The sequence below is a fragment of the Arthrobacter ipis genome, from assembly GCF_014694315.1.
Taxonomy (GTDB): domain Bacteria; phylum Actinomycetota; class Actinomycetes; order Actinomycetales; family Micrococcaceae; genus Arthrobacter; species Arthrobacter ipis.
In genome coordinates, this window is the sequence record NZ_JAAOXD010000001.1 from 56,650 (window position 1) to 82,828 (window position 26,179).

Here is a 26,179-nt window from a genome sequence, read left to right on the forward strand (position 1 = left end):
ATCAGCGGGGGACCGGCACGGAGGCCAGGATGCTGCCCAGCACGTCGTCCACCTGGACACCGTCCATCAGGGCTTCGGGCCGCAGCGCCACGCGGTGCCGCAGGCACGGCTGGGCCAGCGCCTTGACGTCATCCGGAGTGACAAAGTTCCGGCCTGACAGCCAGGCCCAGGCCCGCGAGGTGTTCAGCAGCGCTGTGGCACCGCGCGGCGAGACGCCAAGTTGGAAGGACGGGGCGGCGCGCGTGGCCCGGACCACGTCAACGATGTAGCCCAGCACCTCCGGCGCCACTTCGACGCCGGCTACTGCCCTCCGCGCCCGTTCCAGTTCGTCAGCGCCCGCCACCGGGCGGATGCCGGCCGCGGCGAGGTCACGGGGATCGAAACCGGCGGCGTGCCTGCGGACAACCTCGATTTCGGCGGCACGGTCAGGCAGGGGCATGGTCAGCTTGAGGAGGAACCGGTCCAGCTGGGCCTCGGGCAGCGGGTAGGTGCCCTCGTACTCGATTGGGTTTTGCGTGGCCGCCACGATGAAGGGCACCGGCAGCCTGCGCGACACACCATCGACGGACACCTGGCGTTCCTCCATGGCTTCCAGCAGTGAGGCCTGTGTCTTGGGCGGCGTCCTGTTGATTTCGTCGGCCAGGAGCATGTTGGTGAAGACCGGGCCTTCACGGAAACTGAAGTCCGAATTGGCGGCGTCGTACACCTGGGACCCCGTGACATCGCCGGGCATGAGGTCCGGTGTGAACTGCACGCGCTTGGTGTCCAGGCTCAGGGCAGCGGACAGGGCGCGGACCAGGAGTGTCTTGGCCACGCCCGGCACGCCTTCGAGCAGCACATGTCCGCGCGACAGCAGGGCGATCAGCATGCCGGTGACCGTGGAATCCTGGCCCACCACTGCCTTGGCCACCTCATGCCGGACGTCGAGCAGCGCCTGCCGGACCGGATCCGGGGCATGGTCCGGGGTGTGCGGAGCGGCCACGGTGCCCACCGGCGCTTCGCCGTAGGTCCCGTTGCCGTAGGTCCCGTGCGGGTGGCCGTTTGGCTGCTGGGTCATCTGGCCTGTACCTCTTTCTCTAGTCGGACAAGTTCCTGTGCCCAGCGGACAAGCTGGCCCTCGGTCGCAGGACGGTGCTGCAGGAGCTGCTGTATTTCGGCGGCGTTCCGGTCCAAATGGCGGGCTGCGGCGGCCGCCACGTCAGAGCCGGCCACGTCAGAAAGCCCGGCTGCGGTGCCCACCCGGAGTGCCGAGGCAAGCCGGACGACGGTGCCGGCACGGAGGGTGTCCGCCGCCCTGGCAACGTCGTGGGCCTCGTGGTACAGGCGGGCCCTGCCCTCGGCGGTTTCGGCGGACTTCACCACCACCGGCAGGGGTTCGAAGACCAGCGGGCCCAGACGGCGCCCGCGCCACAGCACGGCAAACAGGGCCACCACAATGAGCCACGGGGCCACAAACGCCGACCACGCCGGTGCAAGCTCGGCCAGGGTCTTCGGGGCGGGGCTGCCCCCGAGGTCCCCGGGACCCGGCAGGTACCAGACGAGGTCTCCCTGGCTGCCCAGGGTCCGCAGGGTGAGGGCGGCGTTGCCGTTGGCGGCCAGGAACTGGTTGCTGATCACGGCTGTGCTGCCGATGACCACGAGCTTGCCGTCCTCTGCCGAGGCGTAAAGGCCACGCCCGCTCCCGCCGGCGCCGTAGCAGACGGTGCCGCCGGCGTAGAGGAAGCCTCCGTCCGCGCTGATGTCGCCGGCGGCCTGGGCATCGGCAACGGTGCATTCCGGCTGGAGGGTCTTCTCCGAGCCGGGGACCACCCCGGCCTGCCGGATGGTGCTGCCCAGACCGGTCAGCGTGGCCAGGCGCGGCGAGACGACCACCAGCCGGTCCGTCTCTGCAAGCAGCCGGCGGAGCCGTTCGGGAGCAAGGAACCCGCGCTGGTCGTAGACCAGGACAGTAGAGCCGGACCCTCTGCCGCGGCTTGCACGCGCTGCTGCCAGAGTCTCCTCAAACGACGCCGTCTGTTCAGCAGTGACGCCCTGAGCACCGAGGATTTGGGCTGCTGCCCTGGCACCCTGCGGGCCGGGGTTGCGGATGGACAGCTCCTGGTTGTCCCCCTGTTGCGTCGACTGGAACGCGAGGACCACCGCAAGGGCAACGGCCAGGGCCAGGCCGAAGAGCACTCCCGCCCGGTGCCTGCGCATCCAGCCGGTCTTCCTGCGTCGGGCTGCGACCATGACGCCGCCTTCGCTCATACCGCCGCCCGGCGGGGTATCAGTGCCGGCTGCATCCGTGCCAGCTGCTTCCGTGCCGGCCAGTTGCGCGCGGGGGAGATGCGTCACTTGGGCACCGCCAGTCCGCCGGGCGCGCCCTCTGCGTAGGAAGGCGTGAGCCTTTCCAGGGTCGAGTCCAGCTCAGCCACCGCGGCATGGTCGGCTGCCAGCGCGCTCCCACTGCCGTAGCGGACAGCATCAAAGATGCGGGCAGCGGCCTCGAGTTTGTCACCGGCCGCAGGGAACGCCCGGCTGAGCTGTCCGGCAGCCTCGTCGGCTGTCCGGCCGGGCTGGGGGTCCAGGACGGCCCGGTCCTCGGCCGAACTCACCAGCGCGCGGAACTGTTCGACGACGGCGGCCGCCCAATCACCACGTGCGGCCGCGGCTTTTGCACGCTCCCGGTAGTCGGCTGCGGTGGCGGCTGCTTCGGCATCGAAAATCTCCTTCGGAGCGCGGCGGCGGGGGTTCAGCCGTGGCCGCGCCAGGATGATGGCCACAGCTAACAGAATGGCGATGCCAAGGCCGATGAAGGGCGCCACCGGAGGTCCTTCGGCAGGGGACTGGCCATCGGTCACGGACTGCAGCCAGTCGAGGAACTGCTGCCAGAGGGTTTCCAGCCAGCCGGGTGCCGCCTCCCTGTACTCGCGTTTGGAGAGCTCCTCCACGGCCCAGCGGCGCGCTTCTTCCCGGTCAGGCTGCACCGGCGCTTCCAGGGTCCGGTTCAGCAGTGCCGTGGCGTGCCCCAGGGCCGGGACGAAGCCGACGGTGCTCATCCCGGCATCGTCGGCGGCCCCGGGGGCGGCGGCCAGCCTGCTGAATTCCCGTAAGGGCCGGCCTGATGGGTGCCGGGTTGGTATGGGCCCTGTTGGTAGGGCCAGGGCTGTTGAGGGTCTGCGCTGTTCCGGCCCGGGCTGTAGACAGGCACGTCCCGGCCCGGAATGCCGCCGTCGTCATGGCCCGTTTCCAGTAGCCGGAGCAGCGCGATGTCCAGTCCGTCGTTGCGCATCCGCAAATCCATGTAGAGCAAAGCCATGACCGACGTCTGGAAGGCGAACGCCACGGCGCCGACGGCGGCGGACACGATCGCCGTGGCGACACCCACCACTGCCTGCAGGGCGGCCGCCTGGCTGGCCGGGTCCTGGGGGCCTGCCACGGTGGTGAGCAGGGTGAGCGGGATGAGGACGATCTGGCCAATGATGCCGACGAGGAGTGACACCACGAGGACGATGCCGAAGACCCGCCACCAGCTTCTCCGGGTGACGGCCCAGGAACGCCGTATGCCATCCAGCGCTCCCACGTCCTCGACGACGATGACGGCAGGTGCGACAGTCAGCTTGACGGAAACCCAGATTGTGGCTGCGATAAAGGCCAAAAACAGCGGAAGCACGATGACCAGGGACCCGGTACCCATCGAACTGGCCAGCAGTACGGTGGCCAGGGCCATGAGGGCGCCGCCCAGCAGCACGGTTGCCACCCCGATCCCGGCGAGGCGGACCAGCGCCCACGCCCGGCCCCGCGCCAGCAGCCACATCTGCCGGAAGCCCGTTTGCCGGTTGAGGATGGACCGGGCCACGGGGACCACCATGGCCCCCTGCATCACCAGGGAGATAAACACCGTTACCAGGCCGAAAAGCACAAAGCCGCCCGCCACGGCCGCAAAGAGGGAGGTCATCTCAGAAGTGCTGAGGCTCGTCAGCCAGGCCTCTGCGGAAGCATCGGATGCCGGGGTGACCAGCGGGACGACGCCGGCAATCACAGCCCCCAACGCCTGGGCAATGAGGCCTGCTCCAAGCATCGCCTTGGGATTCCGCCGGATCGTCTTGAAGGCCCCGTCCATGATTTCGCCGAACATCAGCGGCCGCAGCGGAACCACGCCGGGTTTCGGCGGGGCCGCGTACACGGGAAAGGGAACGGCGGGGTTCAGTCCTGTGGGCTTCGGCGGCGCTGCGGGATGTGGGTTTGCGCTCCACTGGTGGGGCGGCCCGTAGGGCTGGTGGGCACTGGGCTGATACGGTCCGGATTGGTAGGGCCCGGGCTGCTGGCTGCCCCACTGCGGGGGTGCGCCCCATGGCTGTTCAGGCGGCCTTTCGCCGGACGGCGGGTGCTGCGGATCCTGCTCTGACAACCTGTTCCTCCCCAAGGTGCGCACAGACCAACGGCTGGGCACCTCCAGACTATAGTTCCGCCGTCGGGCATCCTAGCTTCCGGCCGGTTCGGGCTGCGGCGGACCGCTGGCTGCCGTGTCCGGCACCCCGGCACGCGCCCCGCCGAAAACTCCATCAATAAGACAAAGCAACAGCAATAAGGGAATATATAACTATGAAGGCACGCATTCTGGTGGTTGATGATGACGAGGCGCTCGCAGAAATGATCGGCATTGTCCTGCGCAACGACGGCTTTGAGCCCGTCTTCTGCGCGGACGGCGGACAGGCTCTGGACGTCTTTCGCACATCAAAGCCGGATCTCGTGCTCCTCGACCTGATGCTGCCGGGAACGGACGGCATCGAGGTATGCCGGCAGATCCGCTCCGAGTCGGACGTGCCGATCGTCATGCTGACGGCCAAATCGGACACCTCCGATGTGGTCAGGGGACTGGAGTCGGGTGCCGACGATTACGTGCCCAAGCCCTTCAAGCCGGCGGAACTTGTTGCCCGGGTGCGGGCGCGCCTGCGCCCCGGTGACCAGAAGGCGCCCGAAACGCTGCGCATTGCGGACATCACCATCGACGTCGCCGGCCACCTGGTGAGCCGTGGCGACGAGCGGATTTCACTGACCCCGCTCGAATTCGATCTCCTGGTGGCCCTGGCGCGCAAGCCCTGGCAGGTATTCACCCGCGAGCTGCTTCTTGAGCAGGTCTGGGGCTACCGGCACGCGGCTGACACCCGGCTGGTCAATGTCCATGTCCAGCGACTGCGGTCCAAGATTGAACGTGATCCGGAAGCTCCGGAAGTTGTAATGACGGTTCGTGGTGTCGGCTACAAAGCAGGGTCCTGAACCGCAGGGCCAGAATCCCCCTGAGACGCCCGCGGGATCCGGTCCCCGCGGGAACTCGCCGGCGGCAGAGAACGCTCGGGACGGCGCTCGCAAACCCGGTCCGCGCCCAAGCCCGGAGCACACCGACGCCTTCGGGGCCGGACTCGCGGGGTTGCCCTTGCGGGCCCGGATCTGGCAGCGCCGCGCCCTCATCGTCGTGCTGCGGGTCGGCCGCCTGGTGCGCACCGGCGTCGACCGCATCTTTCCCGGCATCCGGCATCTGCTGCACTCCCTGCAGCGGCGGTGGCGCAGGTCGCTGCAGTTTCGCACTGTCCTGACCACCCTGCTGCTGTCCGTAAGCTCGTTCGCGATCGTCGGCGCTTACCTGTCCAACCAGATTGCCAACAACCTGTTCCACGAACGGCTGACGCAGGCGGAGTCCGAGACCCGCTACAACGTCAAGCAGGTGCAGGACACGTTCGACGGCGCCCAGGTCACCGACCAGTCAAGCGTGATCACGCTCGTCTACGACACCCTCAACGCCGTTGAGGGCAAGGGCTCGGTGATCCAGCGCCGCTACGTATTTGAGGCGATGCCGGAGCAGACCAAGCCCCGCAACCGGTGGGTGGAGTCGCGCGCATCCGACCAATTGACCATCAGCGTCATTCCCCCAGACCTCCGGGCAGCAGTCCAGGACTCCGGCAAGGAGCAGTTCTGGGCGTCCACGGAGTTCCCGGTGGGAACAGAAGACCGGCCGGGCATCGCCGTCGGCAACAAGGTGACGTTCAACGGCACGGTTTACGAGCTTTATCTGATCTACGACCTCAACACGGCACAGCAGACCCTGAACGAAATCCAGAATGTCCTCTGGGCCGGCGGCGCTGCGCTGATCCTCATGATCGGCGGCATCGCCTGGTACGTCACGCGCAACGTGGTGAGTCCCGTCAGCCACGCCGCCGTGGTCTCGGAAAAGCTGGCAGCAGGCCAGCTGCAGGAACGCATGGTGGTCAAGGGGGAGGACGAGGTGGCACGCCTCGGGGCTTCGTTCAACCATATGGCCGCGAGCCTGCAGGAGCAGATCACGCAACTGGCCACGCTGTCCCAGATGCAGCAGCGGTTCGTTTCCGACGTGTCCCACGAGCTCCGGACCCCGCTGACCACCGTCCGGATGGCCGCTGAGGTGCTGTACGACGCCCGCAACGACTTCGACCCCATCAACAAGAGGTCCGCCGAACTGCTCTACAACCAGGTGGAGAGGTTCCAGTCGCTGCTGGCGGACCTGCTGGAAATTTCCAGATTCGACGCCGGCGTGGCCATGCTCGACGCCGAGGCGACGGACATCGTCCAGCTCATCTCGCACGTGATGGAGGGCGCGGCCCCCGTCGCCGAAGAGTACGGCTCGACGATGAAGCTGAATGCGCCGGAAGGCAGCGTCGTGGTGGAAATGGACTCCCGGCGCATTGACCGCATCCTCCGGAACCTGATCCTGAACGCCCTCGAACACGGCGAAGGCCGGGCGGTCAACATCTCCGTCGCCTCCAACGCGGACGCTGTCGCCGTCACCGTCAGGGACCACGGAATCGGCATGAGTCCCGCCGAGGCGGCCCGCGTCTTCGACCGCTTCTGGCGCGCCGATCCCGCCCGGGCCCGCACCACCGGCGGCAGCGGGCTGGGCCTGTCCATTGCCACCGAGGACACCAAACTGCACAACGGCTGGCTCCAGGCCTGGGGGAACACCGGGGTCGGCTCCAACTTCAGGCTCACGCTCCCGCTTAAACAGGGCGGCACCATCACAAAGTCGCCGCTGCCCCTTGAACCTGCAGACGTGGGGCTCGGCAGGCCCGGCGACCACAGCGTCCTCGTGCTGGGTTCCGGCGCCACCGCTGCGCTGGAGGGACCAGCGCCAAAGAACTCTGCGCCGCAAGACTCCGCTGCCGCAGGTAACGCCGGCGCCGTGGCAGGGGACTTCGCCGCGGGCACGTCGCCGGCCACGAATGCCGAGCCCGCTGCGGCCGCCGCATCGCGCAAACCGGAGACAGCGCGCACCGGGGAGCGTTCGTGAGCCGGGGGCGTCCGGCAGCCCGCGGGGTTGCTGCAGGGCTGCTGGCCGTCATTCTGCTGTTCCTGGCGTCGTGCGCCCAGATTCCGCGGTCCGGGCCTGTTGGGAAGAGCACGGACGAAAGCGCGGGAAATCCCAACGCTCCCGTGTTCTTTCCCGTCGCGCCGCGCACCGGGTCCAGTCCCGAAGCGGTCATTGAGGACTTCTACCTGGCAGGCAGCGGGTATGAGGACGACTACGCCGTGGCGCGGCAGTACCTGACCCAGGCTTCCTCCGTTGCCTGGAAGCCGGACCAGCGGACACTGGTGTTCCGCTCCGAGCGCGTGGTGAAAACCGGCGTCGAGGGCGTCTATAACTACGAACTGGACGTCGCGTACTCAGTAGATTCCGACGGCGTGGCCACCCCGATGCCGGAAGGAACCAAGGAAAACATCCCCGTGACGCTGGTGCAGGTTGACGGCGAATGGCGCATCTCCAAGATCCCGGACGGCACTGCCATTCCCGAGGAGACCTTCAAGGTCATCTACGGCGCGTATCCCATCTACTTCTACGACCCCAGCTTCACGTATGCCGTTCCGGATGTGCGCTGGTTTATCAAGAAGAAAACGGTGAAGGCCATGACGAGCGCCCTGCTCGGCGGACCCGCCCCGTATCTGAAGGGCGCCGTGGTCAGTGCGTTCCCCTCCGGAATGAAACTTGCCAGGGAATCGGTGCCGGTAGTTTCAGGCGCGGCGCAGGTTGACCTGTCGGCCAAGGAGCTGACCGAGGCCTCCACCGAGGACAGGCTGAGGATGCAGACGCAGCTGGCCCTGACGTTCCGCAGCCAGCCGGACGTCATCAACGTGGAGCTGCGGGCGAACCAGGACCTTGTCCGCGTGGAGGACAACGGTTCAGTCCTGCCTCCGGTCCAGAACAGAAATGCCCCCGCGCGCCAGATCGCCATCAGCAACAACGAGCTGGTGCGGTACGAGAACAACAGGGTGTCGCCGCTGCCCGACATGCAGCCGGTGGCCGGCCTGAAACCGCGTTCGCCCGCCGAATCGCCCATCTCGCAGACGGTGGCGTTTTTGAACGGCAGCCGCAGCACCCTCTATTCGATGGTGCCAGGCCAGCCCGCGCGCGCCCTGACCACCCGCAGCACGCTGACGCACCCGTCGTTCAGCCTGCACGACTGGCTGTGGACTGCCGGTCCCGGAGCCCAGGGCGTCACCGAAATCACGGCCTTCCGTCCCACCGGTGTGGCCCAGGGCGCCCCGGTGCCGACCGTCACGCTGACCCCTTCCTGGCTGGCCGGCCGCAACGTGAAGGATTTCCGGGTGTCCCGGGAAGGGGTGCGGGCACTGGTCATCTCCGAGCAGAACGGGGAGACACGCGTGCAGGTGACGGGGATCATCCACAGTGCCGACGGTACGCCGAAGGAACTGACGGCGCCCATCACGCTGCAGTCCAGCGGAAATCCCGACCAGGGCGTATGGGTAAATGACACCACCGTTGCGGTGATGAAGGGCGCGTCGACGTCCAACGTGACGCCGGAACTCCTCTCGCTCACCGCCTCCCAGCCGCAGAAGCTGGCCCCCTGGCCGGGGCTGGTTGCCCTCAGCGCCGGCAACGGCCCCGAGGAAATCTACGCCCAGTCCAGGGACGGTATCTTCCAGAGGCTCGGCAACGGGTGGTCGGCGCAGCTGAAGGGACCCACGGACCCGTCGTTCCCGGGCTGACCGTTCCCCGACCTTCCTGCGTGGGGCGTTTTCCACATGGGCTAGCTGCCCCTTTTCCGACCGGCGGTGCCGGGCCACCCTTGAACCGTGGGGAGCCATTGGACGCGAGACGGCTGGGGGACTTCGGCAGACCCGGACCTCCTGGCCCAGCCGCTTTGGCACGCCCGCCACCGGGGGGAGCACCGTCAGCGCCTCCTGCAGGCCTGGGACCTGCTGGCCCGGGCTGCGGCCGACATCGTGGCCCTGGCGCTGCCGGTGGAATGCGTCTGTTGCGGCAAGGAGGATCTGGCGCTGTGTGCCGGCTGCGAGCGCAGGCTCCGGATGCTCACCCGCCATCCCTTCCGGGCGGAGACCGGGGCGCCCGCGCTCATGGACACCGACGGCTCAGTCATCCTTCCAGTGGTGGCGGCGGGCATCTACCGCGAGGAGCTTTCCCAGTCGATCCTGGCCTTCAAGCGCCACGGCCAGGGTCAGCTGCGGACCGTGCTGTCGAAAGTATTGGCCGGCGCACTCGCAGCGGCCTATGCGGGTACGGACGCCATGGTGCTCGTTCCGGTCCCAAGCAGCGGCAGCGCCTACCGGAAACGCGGGTTCAGTCCCGTCCATCTGCTGTTGGCCGGGGTCAGGCGAAGCTTCGACGGACGCCGCCCGGAATGCACTGATGCGCTGCGCAAGGTCAGGAACCCTGGAACCGGCAGCGGCCTGACCGGAAACGGCCTGTCCGGTGGGCAGAAGGGACTCGGCAGGGGAGACAGGTCGCGAAAGGTCCGCGGCTCCATGCGCACCGTGCGGGGCATGCGCGGACGCTCGCTGCGGGGGAGACAGTGCATCATTGTCGACGACGTCCTGACCACTGGTGCCACTCTGGCGGAGGCTGCCCGGGCCATCCACGAAGCCGGCGGAATTGTGCGCGGCGCCGTGGTCCTGGCCGCAACCCGCGCACCCGATGCGGCGGCTGGACCGGCGCTGTCCCGGCATCCTGCGGGACTGCCTGCGCCGTAGCTGAGACATAGAAAAAAATAAACTGCGAAAGGATGAATAACTTGTTGCTATGAACTAACGTCGGATATGGGTACCAAGATCAGTTGTACCTTTCGATAGCGGCTCGGAAAGGGGCTCGACTGTCAATCAGATCGTCCCCCGGAAGTGCCGCCGTCGTGTCACCGAAGTCATTTGGAGGGCACCATGGAGTTCATGATCAGCGGACGAAATCTGACGGTCTCGGACCGATTCCGCGAATACGCCGGCGAGAAGATCTCGAAGATCGAATCGCTTGGGGACAAGGTCCAGAGGGTCGACGCGAAGGTTTCAAAGGAAACAAATGCGCGGCAGACCGGTGACCAGCTCACGGTTGAAGTGACAGTCCTGGGCCGAGGCCCCGTGATCCGTGCCGAAGCAAGCGCCGCAGATAAGTTCGCCGCGTTCGACCTCGCCTACAACAAGCTGCTTGAGCGGCTGCGCAGGGCCAAGGACCGCAAGAAGGTCCACCACGGGCGGCACACGCCCAAGGCCGTACGCGAGGCAACTGCAACACTGGAGCCCGCGAGCTCCAACCAGCCCATCTACGTCGAAGCGAGCAATAACACCCAGGCTGCTCCGCAACCGGCTGAGAAATCGCCGTACGACGTCGACAACGACATCCCCGCCGGCGACTCGCCGGTACTGATCCGGCGCAAAGTGTTCCCGGCCGCGTCCCTCACCCTTGACGACGCCGTGGACAACATGGAACTTATCGGTCACGACTTTTACCTTTTCGTGGACAAGGCCACGAACGCGCCATCGGTTGTGTACCGGCGCCGCGGCTGGACGTATGGGGTTATCACCCTGGACCACTACTGCGAACCCGGCGAGAACACGCATGAGGAGAAAATCCTTGCGTACCGCTCGGATGATGCGGCCGCAACTGCCTAAGATGGTGCCCAGGCAACGAAAGGGCTGACATGGGTGCATCGCTGAGCCTCTCGCAGGCGCGGCGGATCGCACTGGCAGCCCAGGGACTGGACAAAGGACGGCCCACCGGCCCCGTGACCTCACGGGCGGTGGGCCGGACCTTTGCCCGGATTCAACTCGTGCAAATCGATTCGGTCAACGTTCTGGCCCGGAGCCATTTCCTCCCGTTCTTTTCCAGGCTCGGCGACTACGACCGCGCCATCCTCCAGCAAATGGCAGGCAGGCACCCGCGGCGGATGATGGAGTACTGGGCGCACGAAGCCAGCTACATCCGGCCGGAACACTTCCCGGACCTGGTGGTGTGGCAGAACCGCAGATGGGTCGGGGCTTCGGGAATGGATCCAGGGCTGCGTTCCGGTGTGACCGGCAGGGTCCTGTCCGCGCTCGCCGACGGCAGGCCCATGACGGCCGCCGAGCTCACCGCCAGGCTCGGGCACGTTGAGGACCGCAAGCACGTCGATTGGGGCTGGAACTGGAACGCCGTCAAGCGCGTGCTGGAGCACCTGTTTGAAGAGGGGGTCGTCTCGTCGGCGTCAAGGACGGACCAGTTCGAACGGCAGTATGCTCTGACCCGGCAGGTTTTGCCCGGGCACGACCCCGAAGCAGTACCTGACCCTTCGGCCGCCATGGACAGGCTCATCGATGCGGCGGCGCAGGCGCACGGTATCGGAACCGTGCGGTGCTTCGCGGACTACTTCAGGGCTCCGGTGAAGGCAGCTGCGGACTCTGTTCAGCGCCTGGTCGATGCCGGACGCCTGGAACCGGTGACGGTGGCAGGCTGGGATCGGCAGGTGTACCGCCACGCCCAGGCCCGACTGCCACGCCAGGCTGCCGGAAGGGCGCTGCTCAGCCCGTTCGATTCGCTGGTGTTTGAACGGCGCAGGCTTGAGGAGCTCTTCGGGTTTCACTACCGGATCGAGATTTACACCCCCGCGGCCAAACGCCGGTTTGGCTACTACGTGCTCCCATTCCTGCTCCGGGACCGCATTGTGGCCAGGGTGGACCTGAAGGCAGACCGGGCAGCGGGGCTGTTGCTTGCCAAGGCGTGCTTCGGTGAGCCGGACGCTCCGGCGGACACCGCCGTCGAACTCGCTGCCGAACTGCACCTGATGGCAGGTTGGCTGGGATTGGACGGCGTAACCGTCTCGCCGGTGGGGGACCTTGCCCCCGCGGTGGCGGCGGCCAGTAACGGCTATCCGCTGTGAGGGAACAGGGGCAACGTGCCGTGTGTCTCTCCCGTAGACTAAATCACGCCAGAATTCGGCAGCATGAGACTGGGAGCAACTTCACGTGGCATCACTAATCGAAAAAATTCTCCGCACAGGTGACAAGAAGCTCCTGAGGCAACTGCGGAACTATGCTGATTCCATTAACGCCCTTGAAGACTCGTTCCAAACCTTCACGGATGCGGAACTGCGTGAAGAAACAGACCGGCTCCGGGCGCGCCACCAGGACGGCGAAAAGCTCGATGACCTCCTGCCGGAAGCCTTTGCCGCCGTCCGTGAGGCGTCATCCCGGACACTCGGCATGCGGCACTTCGACGTCCAGCTCATGGGTGGCGCTGCCCTGCACCTGGGCAACATCGCCGAAATGAAGACCGGTGAAGGCAAGACGCTGGTGGCCACTGCTCCGGCCTACCTCAACGCCCTTACCGGAAACGGCGTGCACGTTGTCACCGTGAACGACTACCTGGCCGAATACCAGTCTGAGCTCATGGGCCGCGTCTACCGCTTCCTGGGTCTCACCAGCGGCTGCATCCTTGCCAACCAGGACCCGTCTGTCCGCCGCGAGCAGTACGCTGCCGACATCACCTACGGCACCAACAACGAATTCGGCTTCGACTACCTCCGCGACAACATGGCCTGGGACAAGACCGAACTGGTGCAGCGCGGCCACCACTTCGCGATCGTCGATGAAGTCGACTCGATCCTCATCGATGAGGCCCGTACGCCGCTGATCATTTCCGGCCCTGCCCAGGGCGACACCAACCGCTGGTACAGCGAGTTCGCCAAGGTTGTCCTGCGCCTGCAGCCGGAGAAGGACTACGAAGTCGATGAGAAGAAGCGCACCGTCGGCGTGCTTGAAAGCGGCATCGAGAAGGTTGAGGACTACCTCGGCATCCAGAACCTCTACGAGTCCGCCAACACGCCCCTGATCGGCTTCCTCAACAACGCCATCAAAGCCAAGGAGCTGTTCAAGCGGGACAAGGACTACGTCATCCTCGACGGCGAGGTCCTCATCGTTGACGAGCACACCGGCCGTATTCTGGCCGGCCGCCGCTACAACGAGGGCATGCACCAGGCGATCGAGGCCAAAGAGGGCGTCGAGATCAAGGCGGAGAACCAGACCCTCGCAACAGTGACGCTGCAGAACTACTTCCGCATGTACGACAAGCTCTCCGGCATGACCGGCACGGCCGAGACTGAAGCCGCCGAATTCATGAGCACGTACAAGCTCGGGGTGGTGGCCATCCCCACGAACCGCGACATGCAGCGGATCGACCAGTCCGACCTGGTGTACAAGAACGAAGTGGTCAAGTTCGAGGCCGTCGTCCGGGACATCGCCGAACGCCACGAGAACGGCCAGCCGGTCCTGGTGGGCACCACCAGCGTCGAAAAGAGCGAGTACCTCTCGCGCCTGCTGGCGAAGGAGGGCATCCGGCACGAGGTCCTCAACGCCAAGAACCACGCCCGTGAAGCCGCGATCGTGGCCCAGGCGGGACGCAAGGGTGCGGTCACCGTTGCCACAAATATGGCCGGCCGCGGTACGGACATCATGCTGGGCGGCAACGCCGAGTTCACCGCCATCGCCGAACTCGCCCAGCGGGGACTCGACCCGGAAGAAAACTCCGACGAGTACGAGGCAGCCTGGGCCGGTGCGCTGGAGGCATCGAAGAAGGCCGTCAAGGACGAGCACGAGGAAGTCCTGGGCCTGGGCGGCCTGTACGTGCTGGGAACTGAGCGCCACGAATCCCGCCGGATCGACAACCAGCTTCGCGGCCGCTCCGGACGCCAGGGCGACCCCGGCGAGTCCCGTTTCTACCTGTCGCTGACCGACGATCTCATGCGCCTGTTCAACTCGGGTGCAGCGGAACGGCTGATGAACAGCTCCGTGCCAGACGACGTGGCGCTGGAGTCCAAACTGGTCTCGCGTGCCATCGCTTCGGCCCAGGGGCAGGTTGAAAGCCGGAACGCCGAGCAGCGAAAGAACGTCCTCAAGTACGACGACGTCCTCAACCGCCAGCGCGAAGCCATCTACGGCGACCGCCGTCGGATCCTGGAAGGCGACGACCTCCACGAGAAGGTGCAGTTCTTCCTGGAAGACACCATCAACGCACTGATCGATGAAGCAACCGCCGAGGGCAACGGCGACGACTGGGACTTCGACCAGCTCTGGACCAACCTCAAGACGCTTTACCCCGTCACCGTGACGCCACACGATGTCATCGACGAGGCAGGCGGCAAGTCGCGCATCACCGTGGAGTTCCTGAAGGAAGAAATCATGTCTGATGCCAAGCTGGTGTATCAGGCACGCGAGGAAGCCATCGGCTCCGAGAGCATGCGCGAACTCGAGCGGCGTGTCGTGCTCTCCGTCATCGGGCGGAAGTGGCAGGAACACCTCTACGAGATGGACTACCTCAAGGAGGGCATCGGCCTGCGCGCCATGGCCCAGCGTGATCCGCTGGTGGAGTACCAGCGCGAAGGTTTCACGATGTTCCAATCCATGATGGAAGCCATCCGGGAGGAGAGCGTCGGCTTCCTCTTCAACCTCGAAGTGGAAGTCACCCCGGCCGAGGACGTCGTGGTTGCCGACGCCGGGGGCGGCCACACCGAACACCACGAGCCGCAAATCCGCGCCGCCGGTCTTGAAGCGCCGGAGAAGCCCGCCCAGCTGCAGTACACCGCGCCCCGGGAGGACGGCGGAGCCGAGACCCGGATCGAGGGCCGGGCTGCGGGGCGCTCGGGCAACCCCGCCAAGGCCGCTTCCCAGGACCGGCGCGACGGCAAGAAGAAAAAGCGCTAGCCAGAGGATGGCAGGAAGGGACCGGTGCAGGAGCTCCGGTCCCTTCCTTTTCGCGTCAGCCAATCTCCAATGCAGTGACGCGCCAGACGTTCTTGCTGCGTTCCAGCCGGACGGCGACTGCCCGGACCCGCAGTTCATCGATCACCACCGCGCTGGCCTCATAGACATCCGGCGTCACCTCGCAGGTGCGGACCGAGCGGACTGATGCGTTGCGGTGGAGCAGCCCCGTTGTCCGGGGAGCCCGGGCAGCCACCCGTCGAGTGAGGGCCGCCCGGTGCTGGAGCACGGTGAGGCAGCGCTGGTCCAGCCGCCGTGCCAGCTGGTGGATTGGCCTTGTTCCCGCGAGGACTTCAACGGCGGCCTGGACTGTTGCCCTGGTGATGGCGCAAATTTCGCGTGCCTCATCTCCGGGCCCGGGAGCAGCGGCCGGGACGGGCCCAGGAACGGCGTTTCCTGCACGCTGTATCGGGGTTACTGCAGTCATGATCGGTCCTTCGGTAGAGGCTGGCTTGGCAAGTCCGCGGGAGCGGCGGCCGCCGCGGGGTGGGTGACGCGAAAGGAAAACATGCCAACGTCTCTTAGGGCGGCGGAGGGCTGAGGAGCTGACCCGGGAGAAGGACGTTGGGATCGGCTCCGATGACGTTCCGGTTGGCCTGGTACCAGAGCGGCCAGCGGGCTGCTATATCCACGTCCGAAGCGCCGGTCCCCAGCTCGCGCGCGGCGATGCTCCACAGTGATTCTCCGGCCCGGACGGGTACCTCGCGGCGGGCACTGGCGGGCTCAGCCGCTGCCCTGGCGGGCAATGGGGTGAGGCGGCCGGGTTCCACAACCGGGACGCGCGGCTTCCACTGAGGCTGGAGTTCACCGCCGTCCACGACGGATCCTTCCGTGAGGCCGGAGCCCGCGGAGCGGCCGGCGGGTGTTCCCTGCCGCCCGTCAGCCAGGGGTGCCCACGCTGCGGACAGGGACGATCCGCTGTTCGGGGAAAGGGCTGCGGCGGGTAAAGCATCCGCGTGGGCGAGCGGTGCGCCGAGAAGCTGCGCCCCCACCGCGGCCATCGCCAGCCTGCGCATGAAAACAGGTGTGAACCGCCCCGTGACGCAGGCTGCGGCATGGTGCCCGGTCCGGTCCAGGAGTGCCGATGCAAAGGCCGTCGCCAGGGACAGTAGCCACCAGGCGATGACTGCCAGCCCGGCGGCGAGGGCCAGCAGGCCAATCAGGTCGTCGAATTGCAAAGACTCCTGGCGTGCAGCGGAGCGCCTCCACTGGTCGACGATCCCGGCCCCGGTAAAAGCGAGAAAGACTCCGAGCCCCAGGATGACGCCCGCCAGGGCGGCTTCTGCCCTCACCGGACGGTGTACCTCTACCGCCATGACTGCCCCCAACCAGTGTATTTGATGCACTTTGATATCGTTTGATGCGGTTAGTGCTGTTGGACTCAGTTTGCGGCAGGTCTATCTCCTTGTCTATGGAGATAGAAAAGTTTGTGGATTAATTGACCGTCCTCACGGGCGCGCCTACGCTGTCGCCATGAGATGGAATGCACTCTTTCAGGATCTTGAGCTGCAGCTTGCGGAGGCCGGGGTCCTGGGCCTGGAGTCCGAGATCACCGAGCGCTCCCGGGCAGACACGGCTGCCATCGCACTCGACGACAGGCTGCGAGGATCCCTGGGCTGCCGCATTGGCATCCATCTGAGCGCAGGACAGGTCTTTGCCGGCACCCTCAGCCATGCCGGGTCCGAGAGCCTGGTCATCGACGAGGCGGCGCACCAGGTGCTGGTTCCGTATGCCGCCGTGGGCCATTACACCGGGCTCGGGCGGTTCGCGGTGGGTGAGGCGTCCCCCGTGCGGCGCAGACTTGGCCTTGCCAGCGCGCTGCGGGGGTTAGCGCGGGACAGGGCAGAACTCACCGTCCTGATGGCGGGCCGGTCACCGGATGTGCAGTTCTCGGGTGTGATTGACAGGGTGGGGCGGGACTTCTTTGACCTCGCCATGACGCTGCCCGGAGAAGCGCGGAGGGCTGGCCACGTTGCCGATGTGGCTACGGTGCCGTTTCGGGCTCTCGGCGCGCTCCGCTCACGGCGCGGAGGAGATCTCTGACCCCGAAGCAGGGAATGCAGCGTCCGCCCCTGAAACCGCCCGTGCTCAAATCGACCTCGACTTGGCCTCTTGAATCATGCGGCTTGCCTCGGCATAACGCTCTTCGATGTACTGCTCGAGCATCTTTTCCTCAACCCGCCACTGGCCGCGGCCACCCACCTGGATTGCCTTCAGTTCGCCGCTGCGGACGAGGGCATACGCTGCCGGCGCATTGATCTGAAGCTGCTCGGCGACATCTGCAAGCGTAAGGAAACGGGGCATAGTCCAATTGTGCCACCGCTGGTCGCGGCTGATGCCGTTATCCACAGTTTGACGTTGTTTGCCTGAATACCTTTCCGATTGAGCAGGCATGCCGTAACAATAATCATGACCGGCGCGATTGAAGCGCCCAGGCGTCAAGGGGGAGCAGTACGCATGAGTGCAAGCACGGCGGCCGCGGGAGCCCGGCTGAAAAAGCCTTCCTGGAAGGACCCGAGGCTTCTGGTGGGCGTGCTCCTTGTCCTCGCCTCTGTTGTCGGTGTCGTTGCTCTCGTCGGCAGCGCGGACCGGACCACAGAGGTGTTTGCCGCCCGTGAGGCAATCGCAGTCGGTCAGAAACTCACTCCTGAAAACATCAGCCGTGTGAAGGTTCGCCTAGGCGACGTCGAAGCGCACTACGTCACAGCGGCGTCTGGCATTCCCGATGGCCAGGTGGCAGTCCAGCGGATTGCCAAGGACCAGTTGGTTCCCCGTGAAAGCCTGGGCAGTGTCGACGCCCTGGATCGGAAACCCGTGGCCGTCACGGTTCAGGAGGCCTTGCCGGAGCAGGCCGTTGCAGGTACCCGGGTTGACGTCTGGGTCTCCATGCCTGACGCCCGGAACGGTTTTGCCGAACCGAAGCTGCTGCTCCCGGGCGCCGAGATCGCGGAGGTCTCACAAGGATCCACCGCCCTTGGCGCTGCCAAATCCACGGTCCTGATGGTCCTGGTGGGAAATGAGCAGATGGCCTCCCTCCTCGGCGCGCAGGCGAACGAAGCCAAAATCTCAGTGGTATGGAATCCCGGCGGGGCCACCAAGTGAGTATTCCGGTTGTCACCGTCGGTGAGTCCCAGGAGGATCTGGTGGGCGGACTGGAGCGGCTCCACGGTCCCGTCACAGTGGTCCGGCGCTGCGCGGAGCTCGCAGAACTGCTGGCTGCCTGCCAGAGCGGGCTGGCCCGGGCGGCTGTTGTTGCCGAGGGAAGCCAGGGCCTGACTGCCTCGCTGGTGGACAGGCTCGCCGCAGTAGGCGTAGTGATCATTGCCCTGACCGACAGCCCTGAGGAGCGGTTGAGGCTCCGCGGGATCGGGGTCACCGCGGCGCCCCTGACCGTCGAATCCACAGCACTGGCGGAGAGTATTGCCGACGCCGTCGGCAGGCGCGAGTGCTCGAACCCGGCGGGGCTGACTCCCGGCGCCGGTCCCGTTTACAGCACGGGTTTCGCGGATGCCGGCGCGGCCCTGCGCCCGGAGGCTGCTGACGCTGAATCGGAGCCAGCTCCTGTCGGAACCGGCAGGGTCCTGGCGGTGTGGGGACCGGCCGGTGCACCCGGCAGAACCCTGGTTGCCGTCAACGTCGCGGGGGAGCTGGCTGCGGAAGGCAAGTCCGTCCTGCTTGTCGACGCCGACAGCTACGGGGCCAGCGTCGCCGGCGTCCTCGGGCTGCTGGACGAGGCGGCGGGTCTGGCGCAGGCCTGCCGGCTGGCCGACCAGGGCCTCCTGGACCGCGAAGCACTGCTCCGTGTCGCCGTACCGGTCACTGCCACGGCCGGGACTTTCCGGGTTCTGACGGGAATTACCCGGGCCGACCGCTGGACCGAGTTGCGGGCGGCCGCGCTGGCGCTTGTTTTGGACCGTGCGCGGGAAGTGGCCGACTTTATCGTGGTCGACGCCGGCTTCTGCCTTGAGGCCGACGAGGAGCTGAGTTTCGACACCATGGCGCCGCGACGCAACGCCGCGACGCTCAGGAGCCTTGAGCTGGCCGATACCGTGATCGCGGTTGGCTCCGCGGATCCGGTCGGCGTTCCCCGCCTGGTCAGGGGGCTGGCGGAACTGGAAGGGGCAGTGCCGGGGGTCAGCCCCGAGGTGGTGCTCAACAAAGTTAGGGCCTCGGCTGTGGGCCGCTCGCCGGAACGTCAGCTCCGGGAGGCGTGGGACCGGTTTGGCCCGTCCGTGAGGATTAAGGCCTTCCTTCCGTGGGACCCTGGCGCAACGGACGCAGCGCTGCAATCCGGGTCATTATTGCTGGAATCGGCTCCGGACTCCCGGCTTCGGTCGGCGATCGCGGAATTGGTTTGTGCACCTGTCCAGCAAAAGTGCCGATCCTCTGTGTTTTCCTCCACAGCAAGGCGCAGGCTGACGGGCTAGGCTCACGGTGAGGGCTGCAAGGAAGCAGCCGCAAACTGTGTGATGGAGGCGTGTGTCGATGTCGTCTGGGTCCAGCGTGGAGGATCAGTCCCGTTCAATCGGAGCCGAAGAAGGCTTCTTTGCGGACTACTACGAGCATCTGGCGGAGGAGGACGCGCTCACTTATCCCCACGAGCTACTGACAGCACGGGCTGAGACCCACCGCGCCGTCGGTTTCGAACGCCGGCCGGGGAGTGCCAACATCTCGATCGTTCCGGAGGGCGACCGCAGCGTTGTGTACATCGTCACCGATGACATGCCTTTCCTGGTGGATTCAGTCAACGCCGAGCTGGTCCGGCAGAATTCGGCCATCCACCTCGTTCTGCACCCCATGTTCGTGGTCACGCGCAACCGTGAAACCAACGAACTCGTCAAGGTGGACAGGGTCCCGTCCAGCATCGGCCTCTCCAGCGGCGACACAGCGGCACTGCCCGTCCTGTCCCACCTGATCGCACAGGGTGACAATGCGTCCCACATGGAATCATGGATTGCCGTCGAGATCGGCCGCGCCAGTGACGAAGCGGCTGACCAGCTTCAGGAAGGGCTGGAACGCGTCCTCGGAGACGTCCGGGCCGCCGTCGAAGACTGGCCGAAAATGCGCAGCAAGGCATTGCAGATCGCCCAAGACCTGGACAAAGTGGCGCACTCGGCCCAGATCGCAGAGCTGCGCCAGGCACAGGACTTGCTTCGCTGGCTCGACGAGGGCAACTTCACCTTCCTCGGCTACCGGGAATATGACCTGGTCAACGAAGAAGGCGAGGATGTCCTCGAACTGCGCGAGGACAGCGGCCTGGGCCTGCTGCGGGCGCACCACGATACCCATCAGGTGCAGCATCTCACCGACGCCGGCAGGCGCAAGGCCCGCGAAAAGCGCGCCCTGGTTATCACTAAGGCCAATTCCCGCTCAACAGTGCACCGGCCTGCCTACCTGGACTACGTCGGCGTGAAAAGTTTCGATGCCGCCGGCAACGTCAACGGCGAACAGCGGTTCATCGGACTGTTTGCCACCAGCGCCTACACTGACTCGGTGCGCAATATCCCGATTGTCCGGGAAAAGGTCGAGGCCGTGCTGCGCGGTGCCGGTTTTCCGCCGGACTCGCATTCCGGGAAGGACCTGCTGGGAATCCTGGAAACCTACCCGCGCGACGAGCTCTTCCAAATTGAAATTCCCGATCTCGCCGCAACGGCAGCGGGAATCCAGCGGCTGCAGGAACGCCGCCGGACCCGTCTGTTCCTCCGGCCGGACATCTACGGACGGTTCATGTCCGCCGTCGTCTACCTCCCTCGTGACCGGTACACCACCAACGTCCGGCTGAGGATTGAACAGGAACTCCGCGAGACGTTCCACGCTGAGTCCATTGACTTTGAAGCGAGGATGACCGAATCCGCCCTAGCCCGCCTGTTCTTCCGTATCCGCCTGCCCAAGGGCGAGGACGTCAGCCACGTCAACACCGATGCGCTGGAAAAGCGGCTCGTCCGGGCCGCCCGTTCCTGGAGCGAAGGGATCGCCGAAGTACTCCGCGAGCGGAGCGCCGACGACGGCGCCAACGAACTGGCGGCCATCTGGGCCGAGGCTTTCCCGGCGGGCTACCGCGTCGACTACGAAATCGAAGATGCCCTCGAGGACATCGCCCGGTTTGAACAGTACGGGGCCGAGGCCGAGCGGACTGTTGGTGCCCGGCAGGAACGGCCGGGAGTCCATGTCTACCTTCCCGAAGGCGCAGGCGCCACCCTCGAGGAGGACGCCAGGGTCAAGCTGTACATGCTGGAGCCGAAGAGCCTGAGCCAGATCCTTCCCTATTTCCACAACCTGGGGCTGGAGGTGCTGGACGAGCGGCCGTTCGAGATCGAGACAGCCGACCGGCGGGACTTCTTCCTTTATGACCTCGGACTGAAGTACCCGGCCGGGGTGGACCCGGTGTCCACGGGCCGGCTGCTGGCGGATTCCTTCGGGGCGGCGGTTTCCGGCGGTGTCGAATCCGACAGTTTTGACCGGCTGGTGCTTCGCGAGGGCATGACGTGGCGGCAGGTCATCGTGCTGCGGGCCTACGCCAAGTACATGCGCCAGATGGGAAACACCAACTCGTTTGAGTTCATGGCCGATACCCTGCTGGCCAATCCGGAGGTCACCCGCGGACTCATTGCCCTGTTCGAGGCACGCTTCGATCCCAGCCTGCCCGAGGCCGAGCGGGTGCAGAAGCAGGCAACCGTCCGCGCCCAGCTGGCGACGTCGATCGACGATGTCGCTACCCTGGATGCAGACCGCGTGGTGCGGACGTTCACGAACCTGATCGAATCAACGCTGCGCACCAACTTCTACCAGGACAAGCCGCACCTGAGCTTCAAGCTCAACCCCTCGGCCATCGAAGGGCTGCCCTTCCCGCGGCCCATGTTCGAAATCTGGGTTTACTCCCCGCGGGTCGAGGGCGTTCACCTGCGCTTTGGCAAGGTGGCCCGCGGCGGGCTCCGCTGGTCGGACCGCCGGGAAGACTTCCGGACGGAGATCCTGGGTCTGGTCAAGGCACAGACGGTCAAGAATGCCGTCATTGTTCCAACGGGCGCAAAGGGCGGGTTCTTCGCGAAGCGGCTGCCCGATCCCGCCAAGGACAGGTCGGCCTGGATGGCGGAGGGCGTCGAAAGCTACAAGACGTTCATCCGCGGCCTGCTGGACATCACCGACAACCTCGTTACGGAAGCCGACGGCGAACGGCTCGTCCCGCCGTCGAGCGTTGTACGGCACGACGGCGACGACTCCTACCTGGTGGTCGCGGCGGACAAGGGCACGGCATCCTTCTCAGACATTGCCAACGGACTGGCCGCTGACTACGGATTCTGGCTGGGCGACGCCTTCGCCTCCGGCGGTTCGGTGGGCTATGACCACAAGGCCATGGGCATCACCGCCCGGGGTGCCTGGGAGTCGGTCAAGCGGCACTTCAGCGAGCTGGACCTGGACACCCAGTCAGAGCCCTTCACCGTGGTCGGCGTCGGCGACATGTCCGGGGACGTCTTTGGCAACGGCATGCTCCTGTCCAAGCACATCCGGCTGCTCGCGGCCTTCGACCACCGGCACATTTTCCTCGATCCGAACCCGGACGAGGCAACTTCCTACACGGAACGGCAGCGGTTGTTTGAGCTGCCCCGGTCGTCCTGGGACGACTACGACAAGAGCCTGATCAGCGAAGGCGGCGGTGTCTACCCGCGGCAGGCCAAGTCGATTCCGGTCTCGACTCAGGTCCGCTCCGCGCTGGGGCTGCCCGAGGACACGACGCAGCTCAGCCCGCCCGAACTCCTGCGCGCGATCCTGCTCGCACCCGCCGACCTCCTCTACAACGGCGGCATCGGCACCTATGTGAAGGCCAGTTCCGAGACGCACGCTATGGTGGGTGACAAGTCCAACGATGCCATCCGGGTGGATGGACGCGACCTTCGGGTCAAGGTTGTGGGCGAGGGCGGAAACCTCGGCATGACGCAGCGGGGCCGTATTGAAGCGGCTCTGCAGGGCGTCATCCTGAACACGGATGCCATCGACAACTCCGCCGGCGTCGACTGCTCCGACCACGAGGTCAACATCAAGATCTTCGTGGACCGGATGGTGGCTGCCGGCAAGCTCGACGCCGCCGAGCGCTCGGACTTCCTCGCGTCGATGACCGAGGAAGTGGGGCGGCTGGTCCTGGAAGACAACATCGACCAGAACATCCTGCTGCTGAACGACCGCCAGAAGGTCGCCGAATGGAGCCCGAGCTACGAGCGGCTGATGGACTGGCTGGAGAAGACGGCCGACCTGAACCGGGACTTGGAGGCGCTGCCGTCCACCGCTGTCCTGCGCGAACGGCTGGAGCAGGGGCAGGGCCTCACCTCACCGGAACTGTCCGTGCTGGCCGCCTACGCCAAGATTGAACTGGCGACGGCCCTGCGCGACAGCGACCTGGCCGACGACCCGTGGTTCCGCACGACGCTCCGGCAGTACTTCCCGGTCCAGCTCAGGGAGAGATTCGACGCCGAACTGGACACCCATCCGCTGCGGCGGGAAATCATCGCAACGGTAGTGGCCAACGACATGATCAACCTGGGCGGCATCACCTTTGCCTTCCGGACCATGGAGGAGACCTCGGCGAGCGAGGTGGCTGTGGCCAAGGCGTTCGTGGCACTGCGGGAAATTTACGAGCTCGACGTCATGGTGTCCGAACTCAACGACCTGCCTGCGTCGTTCCCGACTGAGCACTGGAGCACCGTCCACCTCGATGTCCGTCGGCTGCTGGACCGTTCGGTGCGGTGGGTCCTCGCCCAAGGCAACGCGTCGCGGCCGATTGCCGACATCGTCGCCGAGTTCCAGCCGCCCATGGAACCCATGCGGGCCCGGCTGTTGGACTACCTGCGTGGTGAGGACCGCCAGCGCGTTGCCTCCTGGCTTGAGAAGGCGCGGTCGTGGGGCGTGCCCGAGGACCTGGGCCACCGCTGGGCAGAGCTGTTCGAGAGCTTCGTCCTGCTTGACATCGCAAAAATCGCGCACAGCCGCAAGGAGCCGGTGGAGGACATCGCCAACGTCTACTACACGGTATTCAACCGGTTCCACGTGGACTCCCTGCTGGAGCGGATCAGTTCCCTGCCCCGCGCGGACCGCTGGCAGGCCCTGGCCCGTGCAGCTCTGCGCGATGACCTCTACTCGACCGTCTCGGACATGACGACGGCGGTCCTGGACTCGACCGACGAAGGGTCGCCGGCCGAGGACAGGCTCAAGGCCTGGGAGCAGCTGAATGCGGAACATTTGGGCCGGGCGAAGAGCATGTTCGATGAGGTCAACGCCCTCGAAGCGGACGACATGGCCTCGCTCTCGGTAGCATTGAGGCTCTTGAGGTCAATCGTCCGACGCTAGGACAAAGTCCCGCCGTCGAAAAACTGGAGGTGCAGTGGCAATCTTTACGGACCCTATCAGGGAGCACGCTGATTTTGGGCCGGGGGATGCCGAGTGGCTGCACCTCCTGGTGGGCGACTGGCAGATGGTGGCCGATCTTGCGTTTGCCGACCTGGCCCTGTGGTTTCCCCACCCGGAGCACGGCTACGTTGCCTTGGCACACGTCAGGCCCTCCACGACGCATACGGTGTTCCACGCCGACTTCGTCGGGGAGGGCATTCGCTCGGACCTGCAGCCGCTGGTGGACAAGGCGTGGGAGAGCCGCACCATTGAGCGTTCCAGTGAGACGAACTGGAGCAGCGACATGGCACTGCGGGTCGAAGCCGTGCCGATGGTCAGGAACGGCCGGACGCTGGCGGTGGTCACCTCACACATGGACCTCTCCAGCTCGCGGATGCCGTCCAGGCTGGAGCTGACCTACCGCCAGTGTGCCTATGACCTGCTGCGCATGGGCACACTGGGCCTCTGGCCGGACTTCGCCTCGCCGACAGGCTCCCGGCGCGGGGCCCCGCGCGTTGGTGACGGCCTGATCCGCCTCGACGCCGAGGGCATCGTGCAGTACGCCAGCCCGAACGGGGTCTCGGCGTTCCGGCGCCTCGGCGACGGCGAATCCCTCGAGGGGCGCTCGCTGGCTGAGGTCACGGCGGGTCTGCTTAGGGACCGCCGCATGGTGGACGAGACGCTGCCTCTTGTTGTCACGGGGCGGATGCCGTGGCGAAGCGAGATTGAATCCCGAGGGGTCAGCCTGTCGCTGCGCGCGATCCCGCTCCGCGACGAGCAGCAGCGTTTCGGTGCGCTGGTCCTCTGCCGTGACGTGTCCGAGCTGCGTCGCCGCGAGATGGAGCTGGTCACGAAGGATGCCACGATCCGTGAAATCCACCACCGGGTCAAGAACAACCTGCAGACCGTCGCCGCGCTGTTGCGCATGCAGTCCCGTCGAATGGTCAGTGACGAGGCAAAGCAGGGGCTGGAACAGGCCATGCGGCGCGTGGCAACTATTGCCCTGGTGCACGAGACGCTCTCGCAGGGGCTGACCCAGAGCGTCGACTTTGATGAACTGATCGGACGCCAGTTCCGCCTTTCCGCAGAAGTGGCTTCACCATCCCAGCAAGTCCGGACGCAGCGGTCGGGGTTGTTCGGTGAGCTTCCCAGCGACTTCGCGACGCCGCTGGCGCTGGTGATCAACGAACTGGTCACCAACGCCGTCGAGCACGGACTGGAGGGACGCACCGGCACGGTGTGGCTGCTCGCCGACCGTTCAGCCGGCGACGACGATGAGGAACTGCTCACCGTCACGGTGGCGGACGACGGCGTTGGCCTGCCGGAGACGCCCCATGTGGAGGGCCTCGGGCTGCAGATCGTCCGGACGCTGGTCACGAGCGAGCTTGGCGGCACCATCCAGTGGCAGCCCCGCGAGGGCGGGGGCACGGCGGTGCAGATTGTCCTGAGTCTGGCGAACCGCTGACACGACAAAGGCGACGGCCGCGGACCATAGGTCCGCGGCCGAAGGCGGGGCTTCGGTGGTGCACCCCCCGGGACTTGAACCCGGAACCCATTGATTAAGAGTCAATTGCTCTGCCAATTGAGCTAGAGGTGCATCTGCTGTTTCGTTCATCCGCGGGCGTTAGCTTCCCTCGTTGACCTCCACAACGACATGAAACTCTACACGATGTTTTGGCAACGACGTGCATGGCGCGCAGCCGGCATCACGCCCATTCCGGGAACGAGAAAGCCCCGCCTTCAGGCTTGTGGCCTT

19 protein-coding genes and 1 tRNA gene are annotated in these 26,179 nt (G+C 66.0%); 12 read left to right on the top strand and 8 right to left on the bottom strand.

Annotation, left to right across the window (positions count from 1 at the left end; translation table 11 throughout):
* Position 1: 1 nt before the first annotated feature.
* The 4 genes from G9E11_RS00240 to G9E11_RS00255 are packed head-to-tail and all read right to left on the bottom strand — an operon-like array spanning position 2 to position 4,390.
* Positions 2 to 1,057, bottom strand: coding sequence for an AAA family ATPase (locus G9E11_RS00240; protein ID WP_194717733.1), 1,056 nt, complete (start codon positions 1,055 to 1,057; stop codon positions 2 to 4).
* Positions 1,054 to 2,334 carry a DUF4350 domain-containing protein gene (locus tag G9E11_RS00245; protein WP_311764270.1) on the bottom strand — a complete coding sequence of 427 codons (1,281 nt, stop codon included), beginning with the start codon at positions 2,332 to 2,334 and terminating at the stop codon, positions 1,054 to 1,056. The genes G9E11_RS00240 and G9E11_RS00245 overlap by 4 nt, the downstream gene beginning before the upstream one ends.
* Positions 2,331 to 3,038, bottom strand: a complete 708-nt coding sequence (locus tag G9E11_RS00250) for a DUF4129 domain-containing protein (RefSeq protein WP_190601927.1) — start codon at positions 3,036 to 3,038, stop codon at positions 2,331 to 2,333. Before G9E11_RS00250 ends, G9E11_RS00245 begins: the two co-directional genes overlap by 4 nt.
* Positions 3,035 to 4,390: a DUF7847 domain-containing protein gene (locus tag G9E11_RS00255; protein ID WP_190601928.1), complete on the bottom strand. Its 1,356-nt coding sequence runs from the start codon at positions 4,388 to 4,390 to the stop codon at positions 3,035 to 3,037. The genes G9E11_RS00250 and G9E11_RS00255 overlap by 4 nt, the downstream gene beginning before the upstream one ends.
* A gap of 194 nt (positions 4,391 to 4,584) precedes the next feature.
* On the opposite strand from G9E11_RS00255, the gene mtrA reads away from it, so the two are divergent.
* The 7 genes from mtrA (at position 4,585) to secA (ending at position 14,988) form a co-directional block, all read left to right on the top strand.
* Positions 4,585 to 5,259 (top strand): MtrAB system response regulator MtrA, encoded by a 675-nt coding sequence (mtrA, locus tag G9E11_RS00260; protein WP_190601930.1) that lies wholly within the window; start codon positions 4,585 to 4,587, stop codon positions 5,257 to 5,259.
* 151 nt (positions 5,260 to 5,410) lie between these two features.
* A complete protein-coding gene (gene mtrB, locus G9E11_RS00265) occupies positions 5,411 to 7,300 on the top strand; it encodes an MtrAB system histidine kinase MtrB (RefSeq protein ID WP_194717783.1) in 1,890 nt (629 codons plus the stop codon).
* Complete coding sequence (locus G9E11_RS00270) at positions 7,297 to 9,015, top strand: LpqB family beta-propeller domain-containing protein (RefSeq protein ID WP_190601934.1); 1,719 nt, start codon at positions 7,297 to 7,299, stop codon at positions 9,013 to 9,015. The genes mtrB and G9E11_RS00270 overlap by 4 nt, the downstream gene beginning before the upstream one ends.
* An 87-nt stretch (positions 9,016 to 9,102) precedes the next feature.
* Positions 9,103 to 10,017 (top strand): ComF family protein, encoded by a 915-nt coding sequence (locus G9E11_RS00275; RefSeq protein WP_190601936.1) that lies wholly within the window; start codon positions 9,103 to 9,105, stop codon positions 10,015 to 10,017.
* Between the two features lie 183 nt (positions 10,018 to 10,200).
* The gene (hpf, locus tag G9E11_RS00280; protein WP_190601938.1) at positions 10,201 to 10,926 is read left to right on the top strand and encodes a ribosome hibernation-promoting factor, HPF/YfiA family; all 726 of its coding nucleotides are present in this window, start codon (positions 10,201 to 10,203) and stop codon (positions 10,924 to 10,926) included.
* Positions 10,927 to 10,955: 29 nt separating this feature from the next.
* A complete protein-coding gene (locus tag G9E11_RS00285) occupies positions 10,956 to 12,170 on the top strand; it encodes a winged helix-turn-helix domain-containing protein (protein ID WP_190601940.1) in 1,215 nt (404 codons plus the stop codon).
* Between the two features lie 85 nt (positions 12,171 to 12,255).
* A complete protein-coding gene (secA, locus tag G9E11_RS00290; RefSeq protein WP_190601942.1) occupies positions 12,256 to 14,988 on the top strand; it encodes a preprotein translocase subunit SecA in 2,733 nt (910 codons plus the stop codon).
* A gap of 55 nt (positions 14,989 to 15,043) precedes the next feature.
* On the opposite strand, the gene G9E11_RS20885 is transcribed toward secA, so the two are convergent.
* Together G9E11_RS20885 and G9E11_RS00300 are read right to left on the bottom strand one after the other, a co-directional pair.
* Entirely contained in the window at positions 15,044 to 15,472 is a 429-nt protein-coding gene (locus G9E11_RS20885) for an Rv3235 family protein (RefSeq protein WP_246468625.1), read from the bottom strand.
* Positions 15,473 to 15,566: 94 nt separating this feature from the next.
* Positions 15,567 to 16,361, bottom strand: coding sequence for a LysM peptidoglycan-binding domain-containing protein (locus G9E11_RS00300; protein WP_190601944.1), 795 nt, complete (start codon positions 16,359 to 16,361; stop codon positions 15,567 to 15,569).
* A gap of 157 nt (positions 16,362 to 16,518) precedes the next feature.
* Here G9E11_RS00300 and G9E11_RS00305 point away from each other — a divergent pair, with 157 nt between their 5' ends.
* The gene (locus G9E11_RS00305) at positions 16,519 to 17,088 is read left to right on the top strand and encodes a hypothetical protein (RefSeq protein WP_190601946.1); all 570 of its coding nucleotides are present in this window, start codon (positions 16,519 to 16,521) and stop codon (positions 17,086 to 17,088) included.
* Positions 17,089 to 17,133: 45 nt separating this feature from the next.
* Here G9E11_RS00305 and G9E11_RS00310 read toward each other — a convergent pair whose 3' ends face one another.
* A complete protein-coding gene (locus G9E11_RS00310) occupies positions 17,134 to 17,349 on the bottom strand; it encodes a helix-turn-helix domain-containing protein (RefSeq protein ID WP_190601948.1) in 216 nt (71 codons plus the stop codon).
* Positions 17,350 to 17,502: 153 nt separating this feature from the next.
* Here G9E11_RS00310 and G9E11_RS00315 point away from each other — a divergent pair, with 153 nt between their 5' ends.
* Genes G9E11_RS00315 through G9E11_RS00330 form a run of 4 tightly spaced genes read left to right on the top strand, consistent with a single transcriptional unit; the run spans position 17,503 to position 25,888 of the window.
* Positions 17,503 to 18,147 carry an SAF domain-containing protein gene (locus G9E11_RS00315; RefSeq protein WP_190601950.1) on the top strand — a complete coding sequence of 215 codons (645 nt, stop codon included), beginning with the start codon at positions 17,503 to 17,505 and terminating at the stop codon, positions 18,145 to 18,147.
* Positions 18,144 to 19,472: a CpaE/TadZ family protein gene (locus tag G9E11_RS00320; RefSeq protein ID WP_190601952.1), complete on the top strand. Its 1,329-nt coding sequence runs from the start codon at positions 18,144 to 18,146 to the stop codon at positions 19,470 to 19,472. The genes G9E11_RS00315 and G9E11_RS00320 overlap by 4 nt, the downstream gene beginning before the upstream one ends.
* A gap of 58 nt (positions 19,473 to 19,530) precedes the next feature.
* The gene (locus G9E11_RS00325) at positions 19,531 to 24,384 is read left to right on the top strand and encodes an NAD-glutamate dehydrogenase (protein WP_190601955.1); all 4,854 of its coding nucleotides are present in this window, start codon (positions 19,531 to 19,533) and stop codon (positions 24,382 to 24,384) included.
* 34 nt (positions 24,385 to 24,418) lie between these two features.
* The gene (locus G9E11_RS00330; protein WP_190601957.1) at positions 24,419 to 25,888 is read left to right on the top strand and encodes a sensor histidine kinase; all 1,470 of its coding nucleotides are present in this window, start codon (positions 24,419 to 24,421) and stop codon (positions 25,886 to 25,888) included.
* A 56-nt stretch (positions 25,889 to 25,944) separates the two neighbouring features.
* Here G9E11_RS00330 and G9E11_RS00335 read toward each other — a convergent pair.
* A tRNA-Lys gene (locus G9E11_RS00335) sits at positions 25,945 to 26,020 on the bottom strand.
* Between the last annotated feature and the right edge of the window lie 159 nt (positions 26,021 to 26,179).